The sequence below is a fragment of the Actinopolymorpha singaporensis genome (genome assembly GCF_900104745.1).
Lineage (GTDB): Bacteria > Actinomycetota > Actinomycetes > Propionibacteriales > Actinopolymorphaceae > Actinopolymorpha > Actinopolymorpha singaporensis.
Map to the genome: position 1 here is coordinate 4,462,759 of NZ_LT629732.1, position 24,258 is coordinate 4,487,016.

The window sequence follows — 24,258 nt, forward strand, 5'->3', positions numbered from 1 at the left end:
CGACGATGCGCGGCGGCGTACGGCTGGGTGTCGACGTGGGCGATGTCCGAATTGGGGTGGCCCGCTGCGACCCGTCCGGATATCTCGCGGTCCCGGTCGAGACGGTCCGGCGCGGCGCGGGTGACCTCGAGCGGCTGGCCGCGCTGACCGAGGAGTCCGAGGCGGTCGAGGTCGTCGTCGGGTTGCCGGTGTCGCTGTCGGGCCGGGAGGGGCCCGCCGCGGCGAAGGCCCGCGAGTTCGCCGGCGAGCTCGCCGAGCGACTCGCACCGGTCCCGGTGAGGCTGTTCGACGAACGTCTGTCGACGGTGGGTGCGCAGCAGGGGTTCCGGGCGCAGGGGCGGTCCACCAAGAGCACCAGGAACCGCATCGACCAGGCAGCGGCAGCGGTCATCCTGCAGAACGCGCTCGACACCGAGCGTTCCACAGGAAAACCGCCGGGCTCGCCCGTAAGGAGAAGGTCCGCCAGTGAGTGAGCTCGGGTTCCAGACCTCCGGCCGCGTACGCCACCGCCGCGGGCGCGGCTGTGTCGCCGTACTGGTCGCACTCGCCGTGATCGGCGGCCTGGGTGTGGTCGCGGTGATCAAGGGCCGTGCCCTGCTGTCGGACGCGTTCAGCGTCCCCGACTACACCGGTTCCGGCCAGGGCCAGGTCGTGGTCCAGATCGAGCAGGGTGAGTCCAGCACCGACATCGCCGACACCCTCGAGCAGAAGGACGTGGTGAAGAGCGCGGAGGCGTTCACCCGCGCGGCCCGCAACGACTCCAGAGCGCTGTCGATCCAGCCCGGCTACTACCGGCTGCGGGAACAGATGGCCGCCAAGAACGCACTGGGCCTGCTGCTCGACCCCGAGTCCAGGATCATGGACCGCGTGACCGTCCCGGAGGGCCGCCGCGTGTCCCAGATCGTCTCGATCCTGTCGGACAAGACCAAGATCCCCGAGTCGGAGTTCGAGCAGGCACTGAAGGACCCGTCCTCGCTGGGGCTGCCGAAGTACGCAAGGGGCAAGGCGGAGGGCATGTTGTTCCCCGCGACGTACGACGTCGACCCGGGGACCACCGCCGCCTCGCTGCTCGGCGACATGGTCAAGCGGCACAACCAGGTGAGCGCGCAGCTCGGCCTGACCGACGGCACCGCGCAGTCCGACTTCGACCCGCTGCAGGTGGTCACGGTGGCCAGCCTCGTCGAGGCGGAGGCCCGCCGACCCGCGGACTTCCCGAAGGTCGCCCGGGTGATCTACAACCGGGTGGCGAAGAACCAGCGGCTGCAGCTGGACTCGACCGTGCACTACGCGACCAACCGCTACGACACTCCTTCGACCACCCGGGCCGAACGCGCCAACCCTTCGCCCTACAACACCTACGTGCACCCGGGCCTGCCGCCGGGGCCGATCAACTCACCCGGTGAGCGTGCGCTGCGCGCGGCCATCCGTCCCGCCGAGGGCTCGTGGATGTACTTCGTGACCGTCAATCCCGACACCGGCGAGACGAAGTTCGCCACCACGCTCCCCGAGCACGAGAGATACGTGCGGCAGTTCCAGAACTGGTGCCGTGCGCACTCCGACCGCTGCTGACGGCCGGTCCACGACGTGCCTGCTGACGAGGAGGGAAGGGAGCCGACGGTGGGGGCTGGGGCCGAACCCTGGAACCACACGGCGAAGCCGGGGGACAAGTACGTACGCCGGTGCGCGGTGCTCGGCTCTCCGATCGCACACTCCCTGTCGCCGGTACTCCACCGCGCGGCGTACGCGGAGCTGGGCCTGCCGTGGCGCTACGACGCGTTCGAGGTGGGCGAGGTGGGGCTGGCCGCCTTCCTCGACGGCCTCGACCCGACCTGGCGCGGCCTGTCCCTGACCATGCCACTCAAGCGGGCCGTCATCCCGTTGTGTGACGAGGTGACCGAACCCGCCCGGCTGGTCGGCGCGGTCAACACTGTCCTGTTGGCCGGCGGCCGGCGTACGGGCACCAACACCGACGTACCCGGCCTGATCGAGGCGCTGCGCGAACGCGGCGTCGCAACCGTCCGTGAGGTCCTGCTGGTCGGTGTCGGGGCCACCGCCTCCTCCGCACTGGCCGCCTCGGCGGCGATGAACGCGAGCCGGGTGTGGGCGCTGGCCCGCGACCCGGCCCGCGCCCAGGACCTGCACAGGCTCGCGGCCGAACTCGGCGTCGACCTGCGCGTCGTGGCCTGGGGCGACGCCGCGGTCGACCTGCCGGCCCGGCTCGACCTCGCGGTGTCCACCGTGCCCGACGCGGCGGCGGCACCGGTCGCCGACGGCATCGCCCAACGGGCCGAGGTGGTCTTCGACGTGCTGTACGACCCGTGGCCGACCCGGCTGGCCGAGGCTGCCGCCCTGGCCGGGCGGGTGGTGGTCGGCGGCCTCGACCTGCTGGTCCACCAGGCCGCGTTGCAGGTGGAGCAGATGACCGGGAAGACCCCCGTGCCGGTGGCCGCGATGCGGACAGCCGGCGAGCGGGCCCTGCGCGCCCGGGCCGGATAGCCCGCCGCGGTCCCGGCTGCCCTGGCCGGCCCTGTGGACAACCGGCCGCGACCCCGCGCCGGCCGCTAGGCTCCGTCACCGTGACGGCATGGAACATCGCGTTCGTGGCGGGTTGCGTCGCGGTCGGCGGTGTCGCCGGGACGCTGGTGCCGGCCTGGGTGGCGCGGCTGCCCGATCCGGTCCAGCCGGACAGTAATCCGAACGCCGGGCTCGACATGGAGCTCGACCGGGATCTCGACAGGGAGAGCGCCGAGGCGGTCAGCGGCGAGGCCGACCACGGAATCGGCGGGACCGGCGACGACGGCCCGTCCCCGGACGACAGGCCCGTCTCCTATGCCGAGCTCGCCCGCTGGCCGTCCCTGCCCGCGGTGGCTGCCGTGGCGACCGCCCTGACCTGGGGTCTGCTGGCCTGGCGGCTGGGACCCGACGCGGCCCTGCCGGCCGTCCTCTACCTCGCCCTGGCCGGGATCCTGCTCGGCTACGTCGACCTGCGGGTGCGGCTGTTGCCCAACGCCGTGGTCCTGCCGTCGTACGCCGTGGTGGTAGCGCTGCTCGGCGGTGCCGCGCTGGTCACCGGTGCCTGGACCAGGCTGGCCTGGGCGTTGGTCGGCGGGGCGGCCCTGTGGTCGTTCCTGGCGTTGCTGGGGCTGCTCGCCCCGTCCGGGCTCGGCTTCGGCGACGTCAAGCTGGCCGGGGTGCTCGGGGTCGGCCTGGGCTGGTTCGGCCTGCCGTACGTCCTGGTCGGCACGTTCGCGGCATTCGTGCTCGGCGGGGTGGTGAGCCTCGGTCTGGTCGTGGCCGGCCGCGCGCATCGCAAGACCGCGATCCCGTTCGGGCCGTTCCTGCTGGCGGGATTCCTGCTCACGGTGATGTACGGCGAACAAGTGCTCGGCTGGTACCTCACGCGCTGAGCCTGCGGGCGCCGTGAAAGACTTTCCGGCATGCTTCGGTGGCTCACCGCGGGCGAGTCGCACGGCCCCGCCCTGGTCGCAATTCTCGAAGGACTGCCGGCCGGCGTCCAGATCACCACTGACGACGTCAGCCGCCAGCTGGCTCGCCGGCGGCTGGGCTACGGCCGCGGCGCCCGGATGTCGTTCGAACGTGACGAGCTGGACTTCCTCGGCGGCGTCCGGCACGGCCGCACGCTCGGCGGGCCGGTCGCGGTGCGCGTCGGCAACAGCGAGTGGCCCAAGTGGGCGAAGGTGATGGCCGCCGACCCGGTGGACCCGGACGAGCTCGCCAGCCTGGCCCGCAACGCCCCACTGACTCGGCCCCGCCCCGGGCACGCCGACCTGGTGGGCATGCAGAAGTACGGCTTCGACGAGGCCCGCCCGGTCCTGGAACGTGCCAGCGCCCGGGAGACCGCGGCCCGGGTCGCGCTCGGGTCGGTCGCCACGGCGTTCCTGAGCCAGGCGCTGGACGCGACGGTCCTCAGCCACGTCGTGGAGCTGGGCACGGTGCGGGCACCGGCGGGCAGTGTCCCGTCGGCGGGTGACCTGGAGCGCATCGACGCCGACCCGGTGCGCTGCCTGGACCCCGCGACCAGCCAGGCGATGGTGGCCGAGGTGGACACCGCGCACAAGGAGGGCGACACCCTCGGCGGCGTCGTCGAGGTGGTCGTGTGGGGACTCCCACCCGGGCTCGGCAGCCACGTGCACTGGGACCGTCGGCTGGACGCCCGGCTCGCGGCGGCGCTGATGGGCATCCAGGCGATCAAGGGTGTCGAGGTCGGCGACGGGTTCGAGCTGGCCAGGACCCGAGGGTCGGCCGCCCAGGACGAGATCGAACGCCGCGAGGACGGCCTGCGCCGTACCTCGGGCCGTTCCGGCGGCACCGAGGGCGGCATGTCCACCGGTGAGCTGCTGCGGGTACGCGCGGCGATGAAACCGATCTCCACCGTGCCGCGCGCGCTGCGGACCGTGGACGTCGCCACCGGCGAGGAGGCCCGTGCCCACCACCAGCGTTCCGACGTGTGTGCGGTGCCGGCCGCGGGCGTGGTCGCCGAGGCGATGGTGGCGCTGGTCGTCGCCGACGCCGTACTCGAGAAGTTCGGCGGCGACTCGGTCCCGGAGACCCGGCGCAACGTCGCCGCCTACCTCGACCAGCTGAGCATCCGGTGACCGCGCCGAAGGTCGTCCTCATCGGCCCGCCCGGTGCAGGCAAGAGCACGGTGGGCACCCTGGTCGCCGAGCAGCTCGGCGTGACGTTCCGCGACACCGACGCCGACGTGGAGGCCGAGACCGGAGCTGTGATCGCGGACATCTTCGTCGACCAGGGCGAGACCGCGTTCCGCCGGTTGGAACGCGCCGCCGTGCGCCGGGCGCTGACCGAGCATCCGGGTGTGCTCGCCCTCGGCGGCGGAGCGGTCCTGGACGCCGACACCCGCCGGGACCTGTGCAGCCAGCACGTGGTGTTCCTCGACGTCTCGCTCGCCGACGCGGCCCGGCGAGTCGGCCTGGACACCTCCCGGCCGCTGCTGCTCGGCAACGTCCGCGGCCGGCTCAAGCAGCTGATGGACGCCCGGCGTCCGCTCTACGGCGAGGTCGCCTCGGTGGTGATCTCCACCGACGGGCGAGAACCCGCCGACATCGCCGGTGAGGTGGTCCGCACCGTGCGGGGCACAGGCACTGCGGGGGAGTGCCGGTCGTGAACGAGTCCGTCCGGATCCCGGTCCGCACCGCCCGGCCCTACGACGTCGTCGTCGGTACGAACGTGCTCCACGAGCTGCCCGGCCTGCTCGGCGACGGCGTACGCAAGGTCGCCGTCGTGCACCAGCAGGCACTGACCGCGACCGGCGAACGGATCCGCGACCTGCTGACCGGGCAGGGCTTCTCGGCATACCTGCTGGAGGTGCCCGACGCCGAGCAGGCCAAGACGGCCGAGGTCGCCGCCCGCTGCTGGTCCGCGCTCGGCGCGTGGGGCTTCACCCGGTCCGACGCGCTGGTCGGGGTCGGCGGGGGAGCGACCACCGACCTCGCCGGGTTCGTGGCGGCCACCTGGCTGCGCGGCGTGGCTGTGGTGCAGGTGCCGACCACGTTGCTCGGCATGGTCGACGCGGCCGTGGGCGGCAAGACCGGCATCAACACCGCCGAGGGAAAGAACCTCGTCGGCGCCTTCCACGAGCCGACCGGCGTCCTGTGTGACCTGGCGAGCCTGCGCACCCTGCCCGCACCCGACTACGTGAGCGGCCTGGCCGAGGTCGTCAAGTGCGGATTCATCGCCGACCCGGTGATCCTGGACCTGATCGAGGCCGACCCCGCAGCCGCGGCCGACCCGGCAGGCGACCTCACCGCCGAGCTCGTGGAACGCTCGGTCCGGATCAAGGCCGGAGTCGTCGCCGACGACCTCACCGAGACCTCGGCCACCGCCGGCGGCGGCATCGGCCGCGAGGTGCTCAACTACGGGCACACCATGGGCCACGCGATCGAGCGCGCCGAGCACTACCGCTGGCGGCACGGTGCCGCGGTGTCGGTCGGCCTGGTCTACGTCGCCGAACTCGCCCGGCTGGCCGGGCGCCTGGACGAGCAGACGGCGCGGCGGCACCGGGACATCCTGGGCCTGCTCGGCCTGCCGACCGCCTACCACGGCGCCGACTGGCCGACCCTGCTGGCCGGGATGCGGTTGGACAAGAAGGCCCGCGGCGACCTCGTACGCTTCGTCGTCCTGGACGGCCTGGCCAAGCCGGGCCTGCTGGAGGGGCCCGAGACCGCGCTGATGCGCTCGGCGTACGACACGATCGCGGGCTGACCCGACGCTCGCCGGCCGCAGCCTCGCGGCACCGTCAGCCGGGGCGTACTCCGGCGGCGTCCTTGATCTCCTTGCCGTGCGCGGCACCGGAGCCACGGGCACAGTGGGCGCAGCAGAAGAACCTGCCGTCGACCTCCACCCCGTGTCCGATGATCCGGCAGCGGCACTGCTCGCACACCGGAGCCAGCCGCTGCACCGCGCACTCGAAGGAGTCGAACGTGTGCACCGCACCGCTTCCGGTGTGTACCTCGAACGACATCCAGTAGTCGTTGCCGCAGACCTCGCAGGCGCTCATGGCCTGAAGGCTTCCCGGCCGCGCACCCGGTAACACCCGGCACACCCGGCTCAGGCGTACCGGCCGGTCCCAGGCGTCGATTCCGGGGCCGGATCCGGGGCCGGATCCTGGGCCCGCTCCGGTGTCGAATCAGGGAGCGTCGCCGAGGGGGCTGCGGACAGCACGTGGTCCAGCATCTCCCGCGAGGTGGCGAGTTCGTCGATGGCGCGGCTGATGCGGTCGCGTTCCCGGCGAAGCTGCGCGACCAGATCGGGACAGGTGGGGACGAGCCGGTCGTCGTCGGTACGTACGCACGGCAGCACCTGGGCGATCGTCGCGGTCGGCAGGCCGGCGGCCAGCAGGCAGCGGATCCGCCGGACGGCCTCCACGTCGGTCTCGCTGTAGACGCGGTAGCCGCTCGGCAGCCGCTCCGGGGCGAGCAGCCCCTGCTGCTCGTAGTAGCGCAACAGACGCTCGTGCACCCCGGTCCGCGCCACCATCTCCTTCATCCGCATCCGCGGAACCTCCGGTCGTGACTCGTGGGCCTGCGCCGAAACGCCGGGCTCAGCCGAGGGCGCGGACGAACCGCTGCGCGTCGGCCAGGCCCATCCCGGTCTCTGCCCGGACCAGCCGGACCGCCTCGATCTCGCGGCCCTGTGACCGCAGCGAGCGGGCCCGGGCGGCCAGGTCGGCGGGCGAGCCGTCCGCCGACTCGTGCGCCTCGTCCGGCTCGTCCGACTCGTACGACTCCGGAGCCGCGGTGGACGGGGTGACGTCGACCGCGTCGCCACGCAACACCACGGTCGGCGGGCGGTGCCCGGCAGCGATCGCCTCGACCAGGGCCTTGGCGTCGGCGAGGCCGAGCCGGGTCGACTCGCGCAGCTCCTTGATGGCCTGGATCTTCTTGTTCTGGCCGAGCAGCGCCACCACCACGGCCACCACCATCGGGTCGACCGGCTGGTTCAGGATCCGTGCGGTGCTCGTCCGGGCAGGCCGGCCGGACGGCCCAGGCCCCGACTGTCCGGGGAGGCCGGATCCTGCGTACGGCCGGCCGCCCGATACCGCGCGGTCGGCCCCGGGCCCGCGCCGCCGGAACAGCACCATCCCCACGAGGACGGCGAGTCCGGCGAGAATCACCACCAGGACGTCGGTCACGTGAGGATGCTAATGCCGCAGGTACCGTCCGTCAGCTCTGGCCACCGAGGGCGCGGTGGGCGGGCGGGGAAACGGCCGCCGGATGCCCTAGCCTGGCGAGGTGCGTGTTCTCGTCCTGAACGGCCCCAACCTCGGCCGCCTCGGTTCGCGCGAGCCGGACGTCTACGGCTCCACGTCGTACGCCGACCTGGTGGCCTCCTGTGCCAAGACCGGCGCCGAGCTCGGCCTGGAGGTGGAGGTTCGCCAGACCGACCAGGAGGCGGAGCTGGTGGGCTGGCTGCACGAGGCCGCCGACACCTCGACCCCGGTGGTGCTGAACCCCGCCGCGTTCACCCACTACTCCTACGCCGTACGCGACGCGTGTGCGCAGCTCACGGCTCCGCTGATCGAGGTGCACCTGACCAACCCGGCGCGGCGGGAGGCGTTCCGGCACACCAGCGTGGTGGCCGGGGTGGCGACGGGGACGATCGCGGGCTTCGGTTTCGAGTCGTACCGCCTGGCGCTGTCGGCGGTGGCGGCCACCCACCGTCCCTGAGCTGTGATCGTCTTCCGGGCTTGCCCCTGACGGGCCGGGGCGCAAGGGTGGAACGGTGCCTGACATCCACGCCGCCCGCCGGGCCCGGCTGCGCGACCTGCTCGCCGCCCGGGACGTTCCCGCCGCACTGATCACCCACCTCGTCAACGTCCGGTACCTCTGCGGGTTCACCGGGTCCAACGCCGCCCTGCTGGTACGCGCCGACGGCACCGAGGGCGACGACGCCGCGGTGCTGGCCACCGACGGCCGGTACGCCGACCAGTCCGCGGCACAGTGCCCGGACCTGGAGATCGTCGTCGACCGGCAGTTGCTGGCGGCGCTGGCGCGGCGCGCGGCCGCGTGGGGCGTCTCCCGGCTCGGTGTGGAGACGCACTCACTGACCGTCGACGCGCTGGAGGCCCTCCGTTCGCTCGAACCCGGCCTGGCGCCGGGCTCGCTGCACCGGGCCGTGGAGGGGCTGCGGGTCGACAAGGACCACGTGGAGCTCGACCACCTCCGGCAGGCCTGTGCGGTGTCGACGAAGGCGCTGGCCGGCCTGTTCGCCGGCCCGCTCGTGGGCCGGTCCGAGCGCGAGATCGCCCGCGACCTGGAGACGCGGATGTACGCCGCGGGTGCGGAGGCGGTGGCGTTCGCCACGATCGTCGCGGGTGGGGAGCATTCGGCGATTCCGCACCACCAGCCGACCGACCGGGCGCTCCGGCCGGGCGACTTCCTGAAGATCGACTTCGGTGCCCGCTACGAGGGATACCACGCCGACTGCACCCGCACCGTGGTCGTCGGGGCCGAACCGGCGGACTGGCAGCAGGAGATCCACGACGTCGTCCGCGCCGCCCAGCGGGCCGGCCGGCACGCCCTGACGCCAGGCGCCGCCCTGTCGGACGTGGACGCGGCGGCCCGGGACGTGATCGACGCCGCGGGCTACGGCGAGCGGTTCACCCACGGCCTGGGGCACGGCGTCGGGTTGGAGATCCACGAGGACCCGTTCTTCGCCAGGACCGCGGAGGGTAAACTCGGCCCTCGCACTCCTGTCACCATCGAGCCTGGTGTCTACCTGCCGGGCCGCGGTGGTGTCCGCATCGAGGACACGCTGATCGTCCACGACAGCGAGGTGGAGGTGCTCACCAAGGCCGGCAGGGACCTCCTCGTCCTGGCCTGACGGAACCAGCTCCGGCCGGTTCCCGCCAGGCGCCGGCCCGCTTCCGCCCGAACGGGTCGAAGCGACACGAACCGCAGCAGCTGAGAGGCGAATACCGCAGTGGCAACCACGAACGACCTCAAGAACGGCATGGTGCTCAACCTCGACGGCCAGCTCTGGGGCGTGGTGTGGTTCCAGCACCACAAGCCGGGCAAGGGCGGTGCGGTCGTGCGCACCAAGCTGAAGAACGTGCTGTCGGGCAAGGTGGTCGACAAGACGTTCAACGCCGACGTGAAGGTCGACGTCGCCACGGTCGACAAGCGCGAGATGACCTACCTGTACAACGACGGCGAGTCGTTCGTCTTCATGGACGCGACCACCTACGACCAGCTGCCGATCTCCGCGGAGACCGTCGGCGACGCGGCCCACTTCATGCTGGAGAACCAGAACGCCGTGGTCGCGGTGCACGAGGGCGTCCCGCTGTACGTCGAGCTTCCGGCGTCGGTCGAGCTGACCATCGAATACACCGAGCCGGGCCTGCAGGGCGACCGGTCGACCGGCGGCACCAAGCCCGCCCGGCTGGAGACCGGCTACGAGATCGCGGTGCCGTTGTTCATCACCACCGGCGAGAAGGTCAAGGTCGACACCCGCACCGGCGACTACCTCGGACGGGTGTAGTGCCCGCACGATCGAAGGCACGCAAGCGGGCGGTCGACGTTCTCTACGAGTCCGAGCTGCGCGGCCGCCCGCCGCTGACCACGCTGGCCGACCGCATCGAGCTGGCCGACCCGCCGGTGCCCGACTACACCCGTCAGCTGGTGGAGGGCGTGGTGGAGCACGCCCAGCGGCTGGACGAGCTCCTCGCGGCGCACGCGCAGGGGTGGACCCTGGACCGGATGGCGCCGGTCGACCGCAACATTCTGCGGGTCGGTGCGTACGAACTCCTCTACGCCGACGACGTGCCTGACGCGGTGGCGATCAGCGAGGCGGTCCGGCTGGCCCGGGAGCTGGCGGGTGAGGAGTCCCCGGCCTTCGTCAACGGGCTGTTGGCGCATCTGCTGGAGCTGAAGCCGACCCTGCTGCCCTGAGCGCCGCCGTCGAGTGCTGACCGAGCGCCGCGCGGAGATCCGTACTGAGCGCGGCGCGCCCGTAACCGACCGCGGCGCCGCCGCGCGTCACGTGTCGCGGCCCAGAGTGAGAATTTGCACTCTTCGTCCGTTTTGGGTAGGAAAGACCCCCAACGCGCCGGACGTGTTGGTACCCGGGCCGTCCGCATCGCAGCCGTGCCGTACGCCACGACACCCGACACGCCGGGCACGCTGCCCGACCCCGCGGGACACAGTCCGCTTGCGGGCCGGGTGGCAAGGCCGGGTTGCCTGCCGCAGGTCCGGGTTGGCAGTCGCCAAGTCCGGGTTGGCAGCACCCAGGTGGCAAGTCCAGCTAGGAGGAGACCGCCGCGTGAATCTGTGGGACTTCCTCGTCGACCGCCGCGAAGTGCTGGTGTTCCAAGGTTTCCAGCACGCCTCGATGGTGGCGCAGTGCGTGGTTGCGGCCACGCTGCTCGCCCTCGTGGTGGCGGTTCTGGTCCAGCACAACAAGCGAGCGGTCGGCCTGGCCACCGCCACCACCGCCGTCGGGCTGACGATTCCGGCGTTCGCCCTGCTCGGCCTGCTGATCGCACCGCTCGGAATCGGGGTGGCGCCGGCGGTCACCGCGCTCGTCTTCTACGCCACCCTGCCCATCCTGCGCAACGCCGTCGTCGGCCTCGCCGGGGTCGACCCGGCGCTCGTCGACGCCGCCCGGGGCATGGGAATGAGCCGGTTGACCACCCTGGCCCGGGTCGAGATCCCGCTCGCCTGGCCGGTGATCCTGGCCGGCATCCGAGTCTCCACCCAGATGGTGATGGGGATCGGCGCCATCGCGGCGTACGTCTCCGGCCCCGGCCTGGGCGGCCTGATCTTCACCGGCCTGGCGCGGCTGGGCGGCGCCAACTCCGTCAACTCCGCGTTGGCGGGCACGGTGTCCGTGGTCGTTCTGGCCCTGATCTTCGACGGCATCCTCGTGCTCGTCGGCAAGTACACGACCTCGAGGGGTATCCGTGTCTGAGTCCACACAGCAGTCGTACCGGCCGAGCCGAGCCGGCGGCGCCGACCGCTCCGGCAACGGGCACGGCGTGCCGATCGAGCTCGTCGGCGTCACCAAGCGCTATCCGGGCCAGCGCGCTGCCGCGGTGGACAACGTCAGCATGCACGTCCCCGCCGGCGAGATCGTCGTGTTCGTCGGACCGTCCGGCTGCGGCAAGACGACGACGATGAAGATGATCAACCGGCTGATCGAGCCCACCAGCGGGCAGATTCTGCTCGACGGCGACGACGTGGGCCGCCGCAACGCCGACGATCTGCGGCGGGGGATCGGGTACGTCATCCAGGCGGGCGGGCTGTTCCCGCACCTCACCGTGGGCGCCAACATCGGCCTGGTCCCGGGCCTGCTGAAGTGGAAGAGCTCCCGGACCGCCGAGCGCGTCGACGAGCTGCTGGACATGGTGGGCCTGGACCCGGCACAGTACCGCGACCGCTACCCGCGAGAGCTGTCCGGCGGGCAGCAGCAGCGGGTCGGCGTCGCGCGGGCACTGGCCGCCGACCCACCGGTGCTGCTGATGGACGAGCCGTTCGGCGCACTGGACCCGATCACCCGCCAGCACCTGCAGGACGAGCTGTTGCGGATCCAGGAGGAGCTGGGCAAGACGATCGTGTTCGTCACCCACGACTTCGACGAGGCGGTGAAGCTCGGCGACCGGATCGCGGTGCTGGCCGAGCGTTCCCGGATCGTGCAGTACGACACTCCAGCCGAGATCCTCTCCAACCCGGCGGACGAGTCGGTGGAGGGCTTCGTCGGTGCGGGCGCGGCGCTGAAGCAGCTCACCCTGCGCCGGGTCGGCGGCGTCGAGCTGGACGAGGCGGTGACCGCCACGGTGGGGGAGCAGGCGAACGAGGCCCTCGCGCGCACCCGCGCCGCGGGCCGCGAGAACTGCATCCTGCTCGACGAGCGCCGCCGCCCGGTGCGCTGGCTGTCCCTGCGCGAGCTCGGCCGCGAGCGGGGTTCGCTGGCCGCCCGGCGCCGCGACGAGGGCCTGGCCGTGGTCGGCACCCAGGCCACCCTCAACGACGCGCTGGACACGATGCTCACCTCCAGCCACGGCGTGGTCGTGGTCACCGGGCGGCGCGACACCTACCAGGGCGTGATCCGGGTCGAGACGGTGATGAACGCCATCCAGGAGCTCCAGTCCGGCGCCCAGTCCGGCGCCCACCCGGCCGGACCCGGGGGAGAGCCCGCGGCCCGCCCGGACGACCCGTCGGCCGACGGATCCGGAACCGCCGGGACTGCCGGGGTCGCGCGGTGAGCGCCGCCACGGCCAACCCCGACGCGCTCGAGCTCACCGAGGACGCACCTGGCCGGCCGGCACGCCTGCGCTGGATCGGCCAGCCGGTTGTCGTCGCGTTGATGGTCGGGGTCGTGGTGGCCTACGTCCAGTTCGCCCACCACGACGCGGTGACCGCCCGTCAACTCAACCTTGCGACGCTGGCGAACCGCACCTGGGAGCACATCGTGCTGGCCGCGGTGTCCACCGCGGTCGTACTGGTGATCGCGTTGCCGCTCGGGGTGATCCTCACGCGGCGGCGGACCCGCGCCGCCGCCCCGGTGATCGTCGCGCTCGCCAACATCGGGCAGTCCGCGCCGGCGATCGGTCTGCTCGTCCTGCTCGCGCTGTGGCTCGGCCTGGGCTTCAGCACCACCATCATCGCCCTTGCGGCGTACGCGATTCTCCCGGTGCTCCGCAACACGATCACCGGTATCCAGGGCGTGGATCCGAACCTGGTCGAGGCCGGCCGGGGGATGGGGATGTCCGCGACGAGGGTGCTGCTGCGCATCGAGGTCGTCCTCGCGGTGCCGGTGATCCTGGCCGGGATCCGGGTCGCCCTGGTGCTGCTGGTGGGCACCGCGACGCTCGCGACGTTCGTCGACGGCGGCGGTCTCGGCAGCCTGATCACCTCCGGCATCACGCTTCAGCGCACCAGCGTGCTGGTCGTCGGTGCGGTCCTCGTGGCCGCGCTGGCCCTGCTCATCGACTGGCTCGGCCGGGTCGTCGAGGAAGTCGCCCGCCCCAAGGGCATGTGAAGGGAGGCCGGTCAGATGTCGCAGGAACACCCGCAGAACACCCATCCGGACCGCACCGGGCCTCGCCGGCCCCGCGCCGGGCGCCTGACAGCGGCGCGAGCGGTCGCGCTGGTCGTACTCGCCGGGCTGCTGCTGGCCAGCGGCTGCGGGCTCAAGGGCGCCTCGCAGTTCGCACCCGAGGCCGACCCCGGTTCGATCGAACCCGAACCCACGCTGAAGGACGCCCGCGTCGTGGTGGGCGGCAAGGACTTCACCGAGCAGCTGATCCTGGGCAAGATGGCGGTGATCGCCCTGCGGACAGCCGGAGCCGACGTCGTGGACCAGACCGGCATCTCCGGCAGCGTCGCGGTACGTCAGGCCCTGCTGCGCGGCGAGGTCGACGCCAACTGGGAGTACACCGGTACCGCCTGGATCAGCTACCTCGGCAGGACAAAGCCGATCACCGGCCGGATGGCGCAGTGGAAGGCCGTACGTCAAGCAGACCTTGCCAAGCACCACCTCGAGTGGTTCGCGCCCGCGCCGATGAACAACACCTACGCGTTCGCGATCCGTTCGGAGGAAGCGAACAAGCTCGGCGTGTCGAAGCTTTCGGACCTGAGGAAGCTGCCGAAGAAGGACCTGACGTTCTGTGTGGAGTCGGAGTTCGCCAGCCGCGACGACGGTTTCGAGCCCATGCTCAAGACGTACGGCATTCCGCTCGGCTCCAAGGTTCCGCGCGGCAACATCCGCACGATGAGCACCGGCGTCGTCTACGACGCCACCGACAAGGGGCGCTGCAACTTCGGCGAGGTGTTCACCACCGACGGCCGGATCAAGGCACTGGACCTGAAAGTGCTCGCCGACGACAAGCACTTCTTCCCCAACTACAACGTGGCTTTCAACGTGCGTGCGGACATGGCCCGCAAGTACCCGCGGCTGCGTGCGGTGATGGAGCCGCTGACGGCGAAGCTGACCACCGCCACGATGCTGGAGCTCAACGCGAAGGTCGACGTCGACGGTGAGGACCCCGGACTCGTCGCCCGCGACTGGATGCGCGCCAAGGGTTTCGTCCGCTAGGGCAGGGATCCGCATCCCGGCCGGCCGGGGTACCTACTCCACGAACGTGTGGACGTTGCGTACCCCGATGGGCGAATCCATGGCATTGGTGTTCCTGCCGGCCGCGATCGTGGCGGTCCGCGCGGTATTTCTCGGCGAGCACTGGGCGCGCTGAGCCTCAGGGGGTGTTGCCGTCCGAGACGACGCCGGGCCCAAGAGCCGTTCGGCCCGGCCGCGGGGCGAGGAGCCCCGCGACCGGGCCGAACCGGACGAGTTGCGGCGTGCGCCGCGAAAACACTGTCGAGCACCCGGGCGGTGTGTTCGACGGTGCTCAGGCCTCGTCGTCGGAGACCGCCTCGGCGGCCTCGGCGTTCAGGACACCCCAGGCGACCAGCCGGTCGGCGAGCACGCTGGGGCGCTCGTCGTAGATCACCGCGAGGGTCCGCATGTCCTCCTTGCGGATGGACAGGACCTTGCCGTTGTAGTCGCCACGCTGGGCCTGGATGGTCGCGGCGTACCGCGCCAGCGGCGCGACCTCGACGCCCTCCAGTTCGCCGAGGCGCTCCAGGTCGAGCACCAGCTTCGGCGGCGGCTCGGCGGCGGCACCGATCGGGCCCACTCCGGGGAGGAGCTCGGTGATCGGCACGCCGTAGAACTCGGCGAGCTCGGAGAGCTTCTGGACGGTGACGGCCCGGTCCCCGCGTTCGTATGAGCCAACGACCACCGCTTTCCAGCGGCCCTTCGACTTCTGCTCTACCCCGTGGAGAGAAAGCCCCTGCTGCTGCCTGATCGCGCGAAGTTTCGCGCCCAGGGACCGTGCATAGTCACTCGGCATCCGTGCTCAACCATCCTTAGATCATCGAGGGACACGGTAGTGCCGCGCCCAAAATAGTCACGGAGCGTGACGGTAACCTGGAGCGACTCCCACGTCAAGCCAACCCGGCCCGGAGTTGGCGCCCTCCAAGATCATTCCGGCTCGTCCACGCCGGAGGGAGCGCTTCGAAGTGACGTGCGGCACGTGGCCCGACCACCGGTCGCGACACGGGGCCGCGACACCGGCGGCGCTGCCCGCGTGGGTGCGGCCGGGGTGGGCTGCTAGTCTCGGCAGCGGTTGGGCCCGGTCCGCCGGCAGCGCGAGGTCAGGCCGACCACCCAGTACGACGTCCTTTAACGGCCCGTCCAGAGAGGCGGGGAAGGAGGTCACATCGATGCCTGCTGCCCGCGATCCGAACCCCCAGTCGGGCCCGGAGCATGATCGGGACCGGCACGACGGCCACCGAGCGGTGCTCGACGAGGCCGACATCACCAGGGCGCTGACCCGGATCGCCCACGAGATTCTCGAACGCAACAAGGGCGCGGGCGATGTCGTCCTCCTCGGCGTTCCGACCCGCGGGGTCGAGCTCGCCCGGCGCATCGGCGAGCGGATCAGCTCCGTCGAGGGCGGTTTCGGCGGCGTCGGCGCGCTCGACGTCACGATGTACCGCGACGACCTGCGGCTGCGCCCCACCCGCGCGCTCGGCCACACCGCCATCCCCGAGGGCGGCATCGACGGCCGGATCGTGGTTCTCGTCGACGACGTGCTCTTCTCCGGCCGCACCATCCGGGCCGCGCTCACCGCCCTGGACGACATCGGCCGCCCGCGCGCGGTCCAGCTCGCGGTCCTCGTCGACCGCGGCCACCGCGAGCTGCCGATCCGGGCCGACTTCGTGGGCAAGAACCTCCCCACCGCGGCACACGAACGGGTCGCGGTCTACCTCAGGGGGTCCGACGGCCGCGAGGCCGTGGTCATCACGAAGGAACCATCGACCGAGGGCGGTGTGTCGTGAAACACCTGTTGTCCGCGGGCGATCTCGACCGGGACGAGGCACTGCTCGTCCTGGACACCGCGGAGAAGCTGCGCGAGCTGGCCGACCGGCCGATCAAGAAGCTCCCCACGCTACGCGGGCGTACGGTCGTCAACCTCTTCTTCGAAGACTCCACCCGCACCCGCATCTCGTTCGAGGCGGCGGCGAAACGGCTGTCGGCCGACGTGATCAACTTCTCCGCCAAAGGGTCCAGCGTGGAGAAGGGCGAGAGCCTGAAGGACACCGCGCTGACCCTGGCCGCGATGGGCGCCGACGCGGTGGTCGTCCGGCACCCGGCCAGCGGCGCGCCCCACCGGCTGGCCGCCTCCGACTGGATCAGCGCCAGCGTCCTGAACGCCGGCGACGGCACCCACGAACACCCCACGCAAGCGCTGCTTGACGCGTTCACCATGCGCCGCCACCTCGGCGACCTGGATGGGCGCCGGGTGGCGATCGTCGGAGACGTCCTGCACAGCCGGGTGGCCCGCTCCAACGTGCTGCTGCTGCAGACGCTCGGCGCCGACATCACGCTGGTGGCGCCCCCCACGCTGCTGCCGGTCGGGGTCGAGCAGTGGTCCTGCTCGACGTCGTACGACCTGGACGCGGTGCTGCCCAAGACCGACGTGGTGATGATGCTGCGGGTGCAGCGCGAACGCATGAACGCCGCGTTCTTCCCCAGCGCCCGCGAGTACAGCCGCCGCTACGGCCTGGACGCGTCGCGGATGGCGTCACTGCCCGAGCACGCGCTGGTGATGCACCCGGGCCCGATGAACCGCGGCATGGAGATCTCCGCCGACGTCGCCGACTCCACCCGGTCGGTGATCGTCGAGCAGGTCACCAACGGCGTGGCCGTCCGGATGGCCGCGTTGTACCTCCTTCTCGCCGGGGCCGGCCCGGCCATCGACGACACCGTGCCCGAGCAACGCAGCAGGGAGACGCCATGAACGAGACCTACCTCCTGCGCGGGGCCGGCCCGCTCGGCGCGAAGCCGGTCGACGTCCTCGTCCGCGACGGGCACGTCGCCCAGGTCGGCAACCGCCCGTCGGCCAAGGGCGCCACCGTGGTCGACGCCGCCGGACTCGTGCTGCTCCCCGGGCTCGTCGACCTGCACACCCACCTGCGCGAGCCCGGCCGCGAGGACGCGGAGACCGTGGAGACCGGCACCGTCGCGGCCGCACTCGGCGGCTTCACCGCGGTGTGCGCGATGCCCAACACCCTCCCGGCCGCCGACACCGCCGGTGTCGTCGAGCAGGTCTACCGGCTCGGCCGGCAGTCCGGCCGCTGCGACGTCCAGCCCATCGGCGCGGTCACCGTGGGACGCGGCGGCACCCAGCTCGCCGAGCTCGGCGCGATGGCGGATTCCGCCGCCGGCGTACGCATGTTCAGCGACGACGGCGACTGCGTGTCCGACGCGGTGCTCATGCGGCGCGCACTGGAGTACGTCAAGGCGTTCGACGGCGTGATCGCCCAGCACGCGCAGGAGCCCCGCCTCACCGAAGGCGCACAGATGAACGAGGGCGCGCTGTCCGGCGTTCTCGGGCTGCGCGGCTGGCCCGCGGTCGCGGAGGAGGCAATCATCGCCCGTGACGTGCTGCTGGCCGCCCACGTCGGGTCCCGGGTCCACATCTGTCACGTCTCCACCGCCGGCTCGGTGGAGATCCTGCGCTGGGCGAAGAGCCGCGGCTACCCCGTCACCGCGGAGGTGACGCCCCACCACCTGCTGCTCACCGAGGACCTGGTGGCGAGCTACGACCCGATCTACAAGGTCAACCCGCCCTTGCGCACGGGCGAGGACGTCGAGGCGCTTCGCGCGGCGCTCGCCGACGGCACCATCGACGCGGTGGCCACCGACCACGCGCCGCACCCGGTGGAGGACAAGGAATGCGAGTGGCTCGCCGCGGCGATGGGGATGACCGGCCTGGAGACCGCGCTTCCCGTCGTCCAGCAAGCCATGGTTGACACCGGCCTGCTCGACTGGGCAGGAGTGGCCGACCGGATGTCGGTCCGGCCCGCCCGGATCGGCCGGCTCGCGGGCCACGGCCACGACGTCGAGGTGGGCGCGCCCGCCAACCTCACGCTCTACGACCCGGCCGCGGCCTGGGAGGTCGACCCGGCCGAGTCCGCCAGCCGTTCGCGCAACACCCCGTACGCCGGCCGGACCCTGCCGGGCCGGGTGGTGGCAACCTTCCTGCGGGGGCGCGCGACGGTCCTGGACGGGAAGCCGCAGTGAGTGCCGGCCATCCGACCGGCGAGCCAACCGCCGGCGAACGACGTGCCGACGAACCAAGTACGAAGCCATGCCCGTGAGTGGAGGACGGTTGTCGAGGAACACCCAGCCCAGTGCCCTGCTGGTCCTCGAGGACGGCCGCGTGTTTCGCGGCCGGTCCTACGGCGCCGAGGGTGAGACCTTCGGCGAGGCGGTCTTCTCCACGGGGATGACCGGCTACCAGGAGACCCTGACCGACCCGTCGTACCACCGCCAGGTGGTCGTCCAGACGGCCCCGCACATCGGCAACACCGGGATGAACGACGAGGACCCCGAGTCGCGCCGCATCTGGGTCGCGGGGTACGTCGTCCGCGATCCGGCCCGGCTGCCCTCCAACTGGCGGTCGCGCCGCAGCCTGGACGACGCCCTGCGCGCCGACGGCGTGGTCGGCATCAGCGGCGTGGACACCCGCGCCCTCACCCGGCACCTGCGCGAACGCGGCGCGATGCGGGTCGGCATCTCCAGCACCGAGACCGACCCGAACGCGCTGCTGGAACGCGTCCGCGCAACCCCACGTATGGAGGGGGCCGAGCTGGCCGCGGAGGTCACCGCCACCGAGCCCTACGTCGTACCCGCCATCGGCACGAAGCGGTACACCGTCGCCGCAGTCGACCTCGGCATCAAGTCGATGACCCCGCACCGGCTGGCCGAACGCGGTGTCGAGGTGCACGTGCTGCCCGCCACCACGGCGCTGGAGGACGTGCTCGCGCTCGGACCGGACGGGGTGTTCATGTCCAACGGCCCGGGCGACCCCGAGACCGCCGACCACCCGGTCGAGGTACTGCGCGGCGTCCTCGCCCGCGGCATCCCGTTCTTCGGCATCTGCTTCGGCAACCAGGTGTTCGGCCGGGCGCTCGGCCTGGGCACGTACAAGCTGCGCTACGGGCACCGGGGCATCAACCAGCCGGTGCAGGACCTCACCACCGGCAAGGTGGAAGTCACCGCGCACAACCACGGTTTCGCGGTGGCCTGGCCGACGGGCAGTGACGACAGTCCCGATGGCGGCCCTGACGACGCCGCGGACACCTCGGCCACGGGAAGGTCACGGCGGCACGCACGCGCCGCGATCGAGACCGAGTTCGGGCCGGCCCGGGTCACCCACGTGTGCCTGAACGACGACGTGGTGGAGGGCCTTTCGCTGTCGGACCGGGAGGGCCGCCTGCGCGCCTTCTCCGTGCAGTACCACCCCGAGGCCGCCGCCGGGCCGCACGACGCGGCGTACCTCTTCGACCGGTTCGTCGGCCTGATGGCCGGCGCCGGACGGACCGACTCCACGGGGACGACCACTCACCCGGAAGGAGCCGCCTGATGCCCAAGCGGACCGACATCTCCTCGGTACTCGTCATCGGCTCCGGCCCGATCGTCATCGGCCAGGCCGCGGAGTTCGACTACTCCGGAACCCAGGCCTGCCGCGTGCTGCGCGCCGAAGGGCTGCGGGTGATCCTGGTCAACTCCAACCCGGCCACGATCATGACCGACCCGGAGTTCGCCGACGCGACGTACGTCGAGCCGATCACGCCCGAGCACGTCGAGAAGATCATCGCGCTGGAACGCCCGGACGCCCTGCTGGCCACCCTCGGCGGCCAGACGGCCCTCAACGCCGCGGTCAAGCTGCACGAGTCCGGCGTCCTCGCCAAGTACGACGTCGAGCTGATCGGCGCGTCCATCGACGCCATCCAGCGCGGGGAGAACCGCGAGTCGTTCAAGAAGATCGTCGACGAGCTCGGCGCGGAGTCCGCCCGCAGCCGGATCTGCCACACCCTCGACGAGTGCCTGGCGGCCGCCGGCGAGCTCAACTACCCGGTGGTCGTGCGGCCGTCGTTCACGATGGGCGGCGCCGGCTCCGGCATGGCCTACGACGAGGACGACCTGCGCCGGATCGCCGGTGCCGGGCTGCAGGCCAGCCCCACCACCGAGGTGCTGCTCGAGGAGTCGGTGCTCGGCTGGAAGGAGTACGAGCTCGAGGTCATGCGCGACCGCGCCGACAACGTGGTCATCGTGTGCTCCATCGAGAACCTCGACCCGATGGGCGTGCACACCGGCGACTCCATCACCGTCGCGCCGGCGATGACGCTCACCGACCGCGAGTACCAACGCATGCGTGACGTCGCCATCGGCGTCATCCGTGCGGTCGGGGTGGACACCGGCGGCTGCAACATCCAGTTCGCGATCAACCCGGCCGACGGCCGGATGATCGTGATCGAGATGAACCCCCGGGTGTCCCGGTCCAGTGCGCTGGCGTCGAAGGCCACCGGCTTCCCGATCGCCAAGATCGCCGCCAAGGTCGCCCTCGGCTACACCCTGGACGAGATCCCGAACGACATCACCGAACAGACCCCGGCCTCCTTCGAACCCACGCTGGACTACGTGGTGGTGAAGGTGCCGCGGTTCGCGTTCGAGAAGTTCCCGCACGCCGACCAGACCCTCACCACGCACATGAAGAGCGTGGGGGAGGCGATGGCGATCGGCCGCAACTTCACCGAGGCGCTGAACAAGGCCCTGAGGTCGATCGAGAAGTCCGACGCGGCGTTCGTCTGGTCGGGGGAGCCGCGGGCCAAGGAAGACCTGCTGGCATCGATCGCCACCCCGCACGACGGCCGGCTGCGCGAGGTCGTGGAGGCCATCCGCGCCGGGGCGACCCCGGAGGAACTGCACGAGGCGACCAGGATCGACCCGTGGTTCCTCGACCAGCTCTTCCTGCTGCACGAGGTGGCCACCGAGGTCGCCGAGGCGCCCGAACTGACTGCCGACGTGCTGCGGGCCGCCAAGCGGCACGGCTTCGCCGACCGGCAGATCGCCGCGATCCGCGGTATGCGTGAGGACGTCGTACGCGGGGTCCGCTGGGCCCTCGGCATCCGCCCGGTCTACAAGACCGTCGACACCTGCGCGGCGGAGTTCGCCGCCCGTACGCCGTACCACTACTCCAGCTACGACGAGGAGACCGAGGTCGGCCCGCGCGAGCGCCCCGCGGTGATCATCCTCGGCTCCGGGCCCAACCGGATCGGGCAGGGCATCGAGTTCGACTACTCCTGCGTGCACGCGGCCCTCGCCCTGCACGAGGCGGGGTACGAGACGGTGATGGTCAACTGCAACCCCGAGACCGTCTCGACCGACTACGACACCAGCGACCGGCTCTACTTCGAGCCGCTCACGCTCGAGGACGTCCTGGAGATCGTGCACGCCGAGGAACAGGCCGGTCCGGTGGCCGGCGTGGTGTGCCAGCTGGGCGGGCAGACCCCGCTCGGGCTCGCACAGGGCCTGGAGGACGCGGGGGTCCCCATCGTCGGCACTCCGCCCGAGGCCATCCACCTGGCCGAGGAGAGGGGCGCGTTCGGCCGGGTGCTCGCCCAGGCGGGCCTGCCCGCGCCCAAGCACGGCACGGCCACGTCGTTCGCCGAGGCGAAGCTGATCGCGGACGAGATCGGCTACCCCGTCCTGGTGCGCCCCTCGTACGTCCTCGGCGGCCGGGGGATGGAGATCGTCTACGACGACTCCGCGCTGGAGGACTACATCGCCCGCGCGACGGCCATCTCACCCGAGCACCCGGTGCTGGTGGACCGCTTCCTCGACGACGCGGTCGAGATCGACGTGGACGCGCTCTACGACGGCCAGGAGCTGTACCTCGCCGGCGTGATGGAGCACATCGAGGAGGCCGGCATCCACTCCGGCGACTCCGCCTGCGCCCTGCCGCCGATCACCCTCGGCACCGAGGAGATCGCCCGCATCCGCCGTTCCACCGAGGCGATCGCCGCCGGGGTGGGTGTCCGTGGCCTGCTCAACGTGCAGTACGCCCTGGCCGGCGACGTGCTCTACGTCCTGGAGGCCAACCCGCGCGCCTCGCGGACCGTGCCGTTCGTGTCCAAGGCGACCGCGACCCCGCTCGCCAAGGCCGCCGCCCGGGTGATGCTCGGCACGTCCGTGGCCGGCCTGCGCGCGGAGGGGATGCTGCCGGCGACCGGTGACGGCGGCCAGCTGCCACCCACCGCGCCGCTCGCGGTGAAGGAGGCGGTGATGCCGTTCAACCGGTTCCGCTCCGGCGACGGCCGCGCCATCGACACCCTGCTCGGGCCGGAGATGCGCTCCACCGGCGAGGTGATGGGCATCGACGCCGGCTTCGGGGTCGCGTTCGCCAAGTCCCAGGCCGGCGCCTACGGCGGCGCGCTGCCCACGAAGGGACGGGTGTTCGTGTCGGTCGCCAACCGCGACAAGCGGCACATGATCTTCCCGGTCAAGCGGCTGGCCGACCTCGGGTTCGAGATCCTGGCCACCGAGGGCACCGCCAACGTGCTCCGCCGCAACGGCGTCGTCGCCCGGGTCGTCCGCAAGGCCAGCCAGGGCACCGGCCCGCACGGCGAGCCCACCATCGTGCAACGGATCGCGGCCGGCGACCTCGACCTGATCGTCAACACCCCGCGCGGCACCACCTCCGGCGGTAGCCCGCGGGTGGACGGGTACGAGATCCGCACCGCGGCGATCATGGCGAACATCCCCTGCATCACCACCGTGCAGGGCCTGGCCGCCGCGGTGCAGGGCATCGAGTCGCTGCGGGCCGGCGAGGTGACGGTCCGCTCGCTGCAGTCGTGGGCACAGGCGGAGTGGGCCGACGACCGCGGCAACGACTCCGCGGGCGGCAGCGTCAGCGTCAGCGAACGCGCCCACGAAAGCGGCCACGAAGGCGGCCGCGAAGGCGGCCACGAAGGGAAGACGGACATGACGGAGACGTTCGGTGCCCGGCTGCGGGCCGCGCTGGACGAGCGCGGCCCCCTGTGCGCGGGCATCGACCCGCACGCCGCCCTGTTGCGGTCGTGGGACCTGCCCGACGACCCGGCCGGACTGGAACGCTTCGCCCTCACCGCAGCGGAGGCCCTCGCGCCCCGGGTGGCGGTGGTGAAGCCGCAGTCGGCGTTCTTCGAGCGGTTCGGCAGCCGCGGCATCGCGGTGCTCGAGCGCGTGATCGCCACCAGCCGGGCCGCCGGCGCGCTGGTGCTGCTGGACGCCAAGCGCGGCGACATCGGGTCCACCGTCCAGGCGTACGCCGAGGCCTACCTCGACCCCGCCTCGCCGTTGTTCGCCGACGCGCTCACCGCGAGCCCCTTCCTCGGCTTCGAGTCACTGCGCCCGCTGCTGGACACCGCGGCCAAGCACGGCAGCGGCGTGTTCGTGCTCGCGCTGACCTCCAACCCCGAGGGCGCACAGGTGCAACGGGCACGCGGCGAGGACGGCCGCACCGTCGCGGGCGGCATCCTCGACCGGCTCGCGGCGGCCAACGCGGGCGCCACGCCGCTGGGGTCCTACGGCGCGGTGGTCGGTGCGACGGTGGGCGACAGCGGCGAGGACTTCACCGCCGTGAACGGCCCGCTGCTGGCACCCGGCCTGGGCGCCCAGGGCGCGACCCCGGCCGACGTGCGGCGGGTCTTCGGGGCAGCGGCGCGCAACGTCGTTCCGGCCACCTCACGCGAACTCCTGCGCACCGGGCCGTCCCCACAGGCACTCGCCGACGCCGCCGACCGTACCAACGACTCTCTGCGCGCCGCACTGGACGCGCCGCGCTGAGCGTCGGCGGCGGCACCCGACGGGTCTGCCACGATAGGCACC

The 24,258-nt window shown here is 72.0% G+C and carries 24 protein-coding genes and 1 pseudogene; 21 read left to right on the forward strand and 4 right to left on the reverse strand.

Going from position 1 to position 24,258, the window contains the following annotated elements; translation table 11 throughout:
* Window positions 1-5 precede the first annotated feature (5 nt).
* From ruvX to aroB, 7 genes are all read left to right on the forward strand, one after another.
* The gene (gene ruvX / locus BLU27_RS20035) at window positions 6-473 is read left to right on the forward strand and encodes a Holliday junction resolvase RuvX (RefSeq protein ID WP_092655200.1); all 468 of its coding nucleotides are present in this window, start codon (window positions 6-8) and stop codon (window positions 471-473) included.
* A complete protein-coding gene (mltG, locus tag BLU27_RS20040; protein WP_092655201.1) occupies window positions 466-1,569 on the forward strand; it encodes an endolytic transglycosylase MltG in 1,104 nt (367 codons plus the stop codon). Before ruvX ends, mltG begins: the two co-directional genes overlap by 8 nt.
* 48 nt (window positions 1,570-1,617) lie before the next feature.
* Window positions 1,618-2,496, forward strand: a complete 879-nt coding sequence (locus tag BLU27_RS20045; protein WP_197681502.1) for a shikimate dehydrogenase — start codon at window positions 1,618-1,620, stop codon at window positions 2,494-2,496.
* 80 nt (window positions 2,497-2,576) lie between these two features.
* On the forward strand, window positions 2,577-3,407 hold the full coding sequence (locus BLU27_RS20050; protein ID WP_092655202.1) for a prepilin peptidase: 831 nt from the start codon (window positions 2,577-2,579) through the stop codon (window positions 3,405-3,407).
* Window positions 3,408-3,437: 30 nt separating this feature from the next.
* On the forward strand, window positions 3,438-4,616 hold the full coding sequence (gene aroC / locus BLU27_RS20055; RefSeq protein ID WP_092655203.1) for a chorismate synthase: 1,179 nt from the start codon (window positions 3,438-3,440) through the stop codon (window positions 4,614-4,616).
* A complete protein-coding gene (locus tag BLU27_RS20060) occupies window positions 4,613-5,146 on the forward strand; it encodes a shikimate kinase (RefSeq protein ID WP_092655204.1) in 534 nt (177 codons plus the stop codon). Before aroC ends, BLU27_RS20060 begins: the two co-directional genes overlap by 4 nt.
* Window positions 5,143-6,243: a 3-dehydroquinate synthase gene (gene aroB / locus BLU27_RS20065; RefSeq protein ID WP_092657912.1), complete on the forward strand. Its 1,101-nt coding sequence runs from the start codon at window positions 5,143-5,145 to the stop codon at window positions 6,241-6,243. The genes BLU27_RS20060 and aroB overlap by 4 nt, the downstream gene beginning before the upstream one ends.
* 34 nt (window positions 6,244-6,277) lie before the next feature.
* Here the strand turns inward: aroB and BLU27_RS20070 are convergent, their stop codons facing one another.
* The 3 genes from BLU27_RS20070 to BLU27_RS20080 are packed head-to-tail and all read right to left on the reverse strand — an operon-like array spanning window position 6,278 to window position 7,672.
* Window positions 6,278-6,538, reverse strand: a complete 261-nt coding sequence (locus BLU27_RS20070) for a Prokaryotic metallothionein (RefSeq protein ID WP_092655205.1) — start codon at window positions 6,536-6,538, stop codon at window positions 6,278-6,280.
* 50 nt (window positions 6,539-6,588) lie between these two features.
* Window positions 6,589-7,032, reverse strand: a complete 444-nt coding sequence (locus BLU27_RS20075) for a MerR family transcriptional regulator (RefSeq protein ID WP_092655206.1) — start codon at window positions 7,030-7,032, stop codon at window positions 6,589-6,591.
* Window positions 7,033-7,081: 49 nt separating this feature from the next.
* Window positions 7,082-7,672 carry a ribosomal protein L7/L12 gene (locus BLU27_RS20080; protein WP_092655207.1) on the reverse strand — a complete coding sequence of 197 codons (591 nt, stop codon included), beginning with the start codon at window positions 7,670-7,672 and terminating at the stop codon, window positions 7,082-7,084.
* Window positions 7,673-7,772: 100 nt separating this feature from the next.
* Between BLU27_RS20080 and aroQ the strand changes: the two genes are divergently transcribed.
* The 8 genes from aroQ to BLU27_RS20120 all read left to right on the forward strand — a co-directional run bounded on the left by aroQ (window position 7,773) and on the right by BLU27_RS20120 (window position 14,574).
* The gene (gene aroQ, locus BLU27_RS20085) at window positions 7,773-8,207 is read left to right on the forward strand and encodes a type II 3-dehydroquinate dehydratase (protein ID WP_092655208.1); all 435 of its coding nucleotides are present in this window, start codon (window positions 7,773-7,775) and stop codon (window positions 8,205-8,207) included.
* Between the two features lie 55 nt (window positions 8,208-8,262).
* Window positions 8,263-9,363, forward strand: coding sequence for a M24 family metallopeptidase (locus BLU27_RS20090; RefSeq protein ID WP_092655209.1), 1,101 nt, complete (start codon window positions 8,263-8,265; stop codon window positions 9,361-9,363).
* Window positions 9,364-9,462: 99 nt separating this feature from the next.
* Window positions 9,463-10,020 carry an elongation factor P gene (gene efp, locus BLU27_RS20095; RefSeq protein ID WP_092655210.1) on the forward strand — a complete coding sequence of 186 codons (558 nt, stop codon included), beginning with the start codon at window positions 9,463-9,465 and terminating at the stop codon, window positions 10,018-10,020.
* On the forward strand, window positions 10,020-10,430 hold the full coding sequence (nusB, locus tag BLU27_RS20100) for a transcription antitermination factor NusB (protein ID WP_092655211.1): 411 nt from the start codon (window positions 10,020-10,022) through the stop codon (window positions 10,428-10,430). Before efp ends, nusB begins: the two co-directional genes overlap by 1 nt.
* Window positions 10,431-10,800: 370 nt before the next feature.
* The gene (locus BLU27_RS20105; protein ID WP_197681503.1) at window positions 10,801-11,448 is read left to right on the forward strand and encodes an ABC transporter permease; all 648 of its coding nucleotides are present in this window, start codon (window positions 10,801-10,803) and stop codon (window positions 11,446-11,448) included.
* Window positions 11,441-12,742 carry an ABC transporter ATP-binding protein gene (locus tag BLU27_RS20110; protein WP_092655212.1) on the forward strand — a complete coding sequence of 434 codons (1,302 nt, stop codon included), beginning with the start codon at window positions 11,441-11,443 and terminating at the stop codon, window positions 12,740-12,742. Before BLU27_RS20105 ends, BLU27_RS20110 begins: the two co-directional genes overlap by 8 nt.
* Window positions 12,739-13,518 carry an ABC transporter permease gene (locus tag BLU27_RS20115; protein WP_241827531.1) on the forward strand — a complete coding sequence of 260 codons (780 nt, stop codon included), beginning with the start codon at window positions 12,739-12,741 and terminating at the stop codon, window positions 13,516-13,518. The genes BLU27_RS20110 and BLU27_RS20115 overlap by 4 nt, the downstream gene beginning before the upstream one ends.
* Window positions 13,519-13,533: 15 nt before the next feature.
* Window positions 13,534-14,574 carry a glycine betaine ABC transporter substrate-binding protein gene (locus tag BLU27_RS20120; protein ID WP_092655213.1) on the forward strand — a complete coding sequence of 347 codons (1,041 nt, stop codon included), beginning with the start codon at window positions 13,534-13,536 and terminating at the stop codon, window positions 14,572-14,574.
* Window positions 14,575-14,884: 310 nt separating this feature from the next.
* Here BLU27_RS20120 and bldD read toward each other — a convergent pair whose 3' ends face one another.
* Window positions 14,885-15,388 (reverse strand): transcriptional regulator BldD, encoded by a 504-nt coding sequence (gene bldD / locus BLU27_RS20125; RefSeq protein ID WP_092655214.1) that lies wholly within the window; start codon window positions 15,386-15,388, stop codon window positions 14,885-14,887.
* A 373-nt stretch (window positions 15,389-15,761) separates the two neighbouring features.
* Between bldD and pyrR the strand changes: the two genes are divergently transcribed.
* From pyrR to pyrF, 6 genes and pseudogenes are all read left to right on the forward strand, one after another.
* Entirely contained in the window at window positions 15,762-16,379 is a 618-nt protein-coding gene (gene pyrR / locus BLU27_RS20130; protein ID WP_092655215.1) for a bifunctional pyr operon transcriptional regulator/uracil phosphoribosyltransferase PyrR, read from the forward strand.
* Window positions 16,376-17,341, forward strand: coding sequence for an aspartate carbamoyltransferase catalytic subunit (locus BLU27_RS20135; RefSeq protein ID WP_172805001.1), 966 nt, complete (start codon window positions 16,376-16,378; stop codon window positions 17,339-17,341). Before pyrR ends, BLU27_RS20135 begins: the two co-directional genes overlap by 4 nt.
* Window positions 17,338-18,627 carry a dihydroorotase gene (locus BLU27_RS20140; protein ID WP_092655217.1) on the forward strand — a complete coding sequence of 430 codons (1,290 nt, stop codon included), beginning with the start codon at window positions 17,338-17,340 and terminating at the stop codon, window positions 18,625-18,627. Before BLU27_RS20135 ends, BLU27_RS20140 begins: the two co-directional genes overlap by 4 nt.
* A gap of 67 nt (window positions 18,628-18,694) precedes the next feature.
* On the forward strand, window positions 18,695-19,972 hold the full coding sequence (carA, locus tag BLU27_RS20145) for a glutamine-hydrolyzing carbamoyl-phosphate synthase small subunit (RefSeq protein WP_092655218.1): 1,278 nt from the start codon (window positions 18,695-18,697) through the stop codon (window positions 19,970-19,972).
* Window positions 19,972-23,250 (forward strand): annotated as a pseudogene (gene carB / locus BLU27_RS20150) (carbamoyl-phosphate synthase large subunit); the annotation flags it as partial. The gene carA and the pseudogene carB, both read left to right, overlap by 1 nt.
* Before the next feature lie 123 nt (window positions 23,251-23,373).
* On the forward strand, window positions 23,374-24,216 hold the full coding sequence (pyrF, locus tag BLU27_RS29625) for an orotidine-5'-phosphate decarboxylase (protein ID WP_172805116.1): 843 nt from the start codon (window positions 23,374-23,376) through the stop codon (window positions 24,214-24,216).
* Window positions 24,217-24,258: the final 42 nt, after the last annotated feature.

Excerpts from the sequence above, each read along its gene's own strand:
- ruvX (WP_092655200.1), top strand. The coding sequence starts at position 6 with ATGCGCGGCGGCGTACGGCTGGGTGTCGACGTGGGCGATGTCCGAATT.
- aroC (WP_092655203.1), top strand. The coding sequence starts at position 3,438 with ATGCTTCGGTGGCTCACCGCGGGCGAGTCGCACGGCCCCGCCCTGGTC.
- BLU27_RS20070 (WP_092655205.1), bottom strand. The coding sequence starts at position 6,538 with ATGAGCGCCTGCGAGGTCTGCGGCAACGACTACTGGATGTCGTTCGAG.
- BLU27_RS20075 (WP_092655206.1), bottom strand. The coding sequence starts at position 7,032 with ATGCGGATGAAGGAGATGGTGGCGCGGACCGGGGTGCACGAGCGTCTG.
- BLU27_RS20120 (WP_092655213.1), top strand. The coding sequence starts at position 13,534 with ATGTCGCAGGAACACCCGCAGAACACCCATCCGGACCGCACCGGGCCT.
- bldD (WP_092655214.1), bottom strand. The coding sequence starts at position 15,388 with ATGCCGAGTGACTATGCACGGTCCCTGGGCGCGAAACTTCGCGCGATC.
- pyrR (WP_092655215.1), top strand. The coding sequence starts at position 15,762 with ATGCCTGCTGCCCGCGATCCGAACCCCCAGTCGGGCCCGGAGCATGAT.
- BLU27_RS20140 (WP_092655217.1), top strand. The coding sequence starts at position 17,338 with ATGAACGAGACCTACCTCCTGCGCGGGGCCGGCCCGCTCGGCGCGAAG.
- carA (WP_092655218.1), top strand. The coding sequence starts at position 18,695 with ATGCCCGTGAGTGGAGGACGGTTGTCGAGGAACACCCAGCCCAGTGCC.
- pyrF (WP_172805116.1), top strand. The coding sequence starts at position 23,374 with ATGACGGAGACGTTCGGTGCCCGGCTGCGGGCCGCGCTGGACGAGCGC.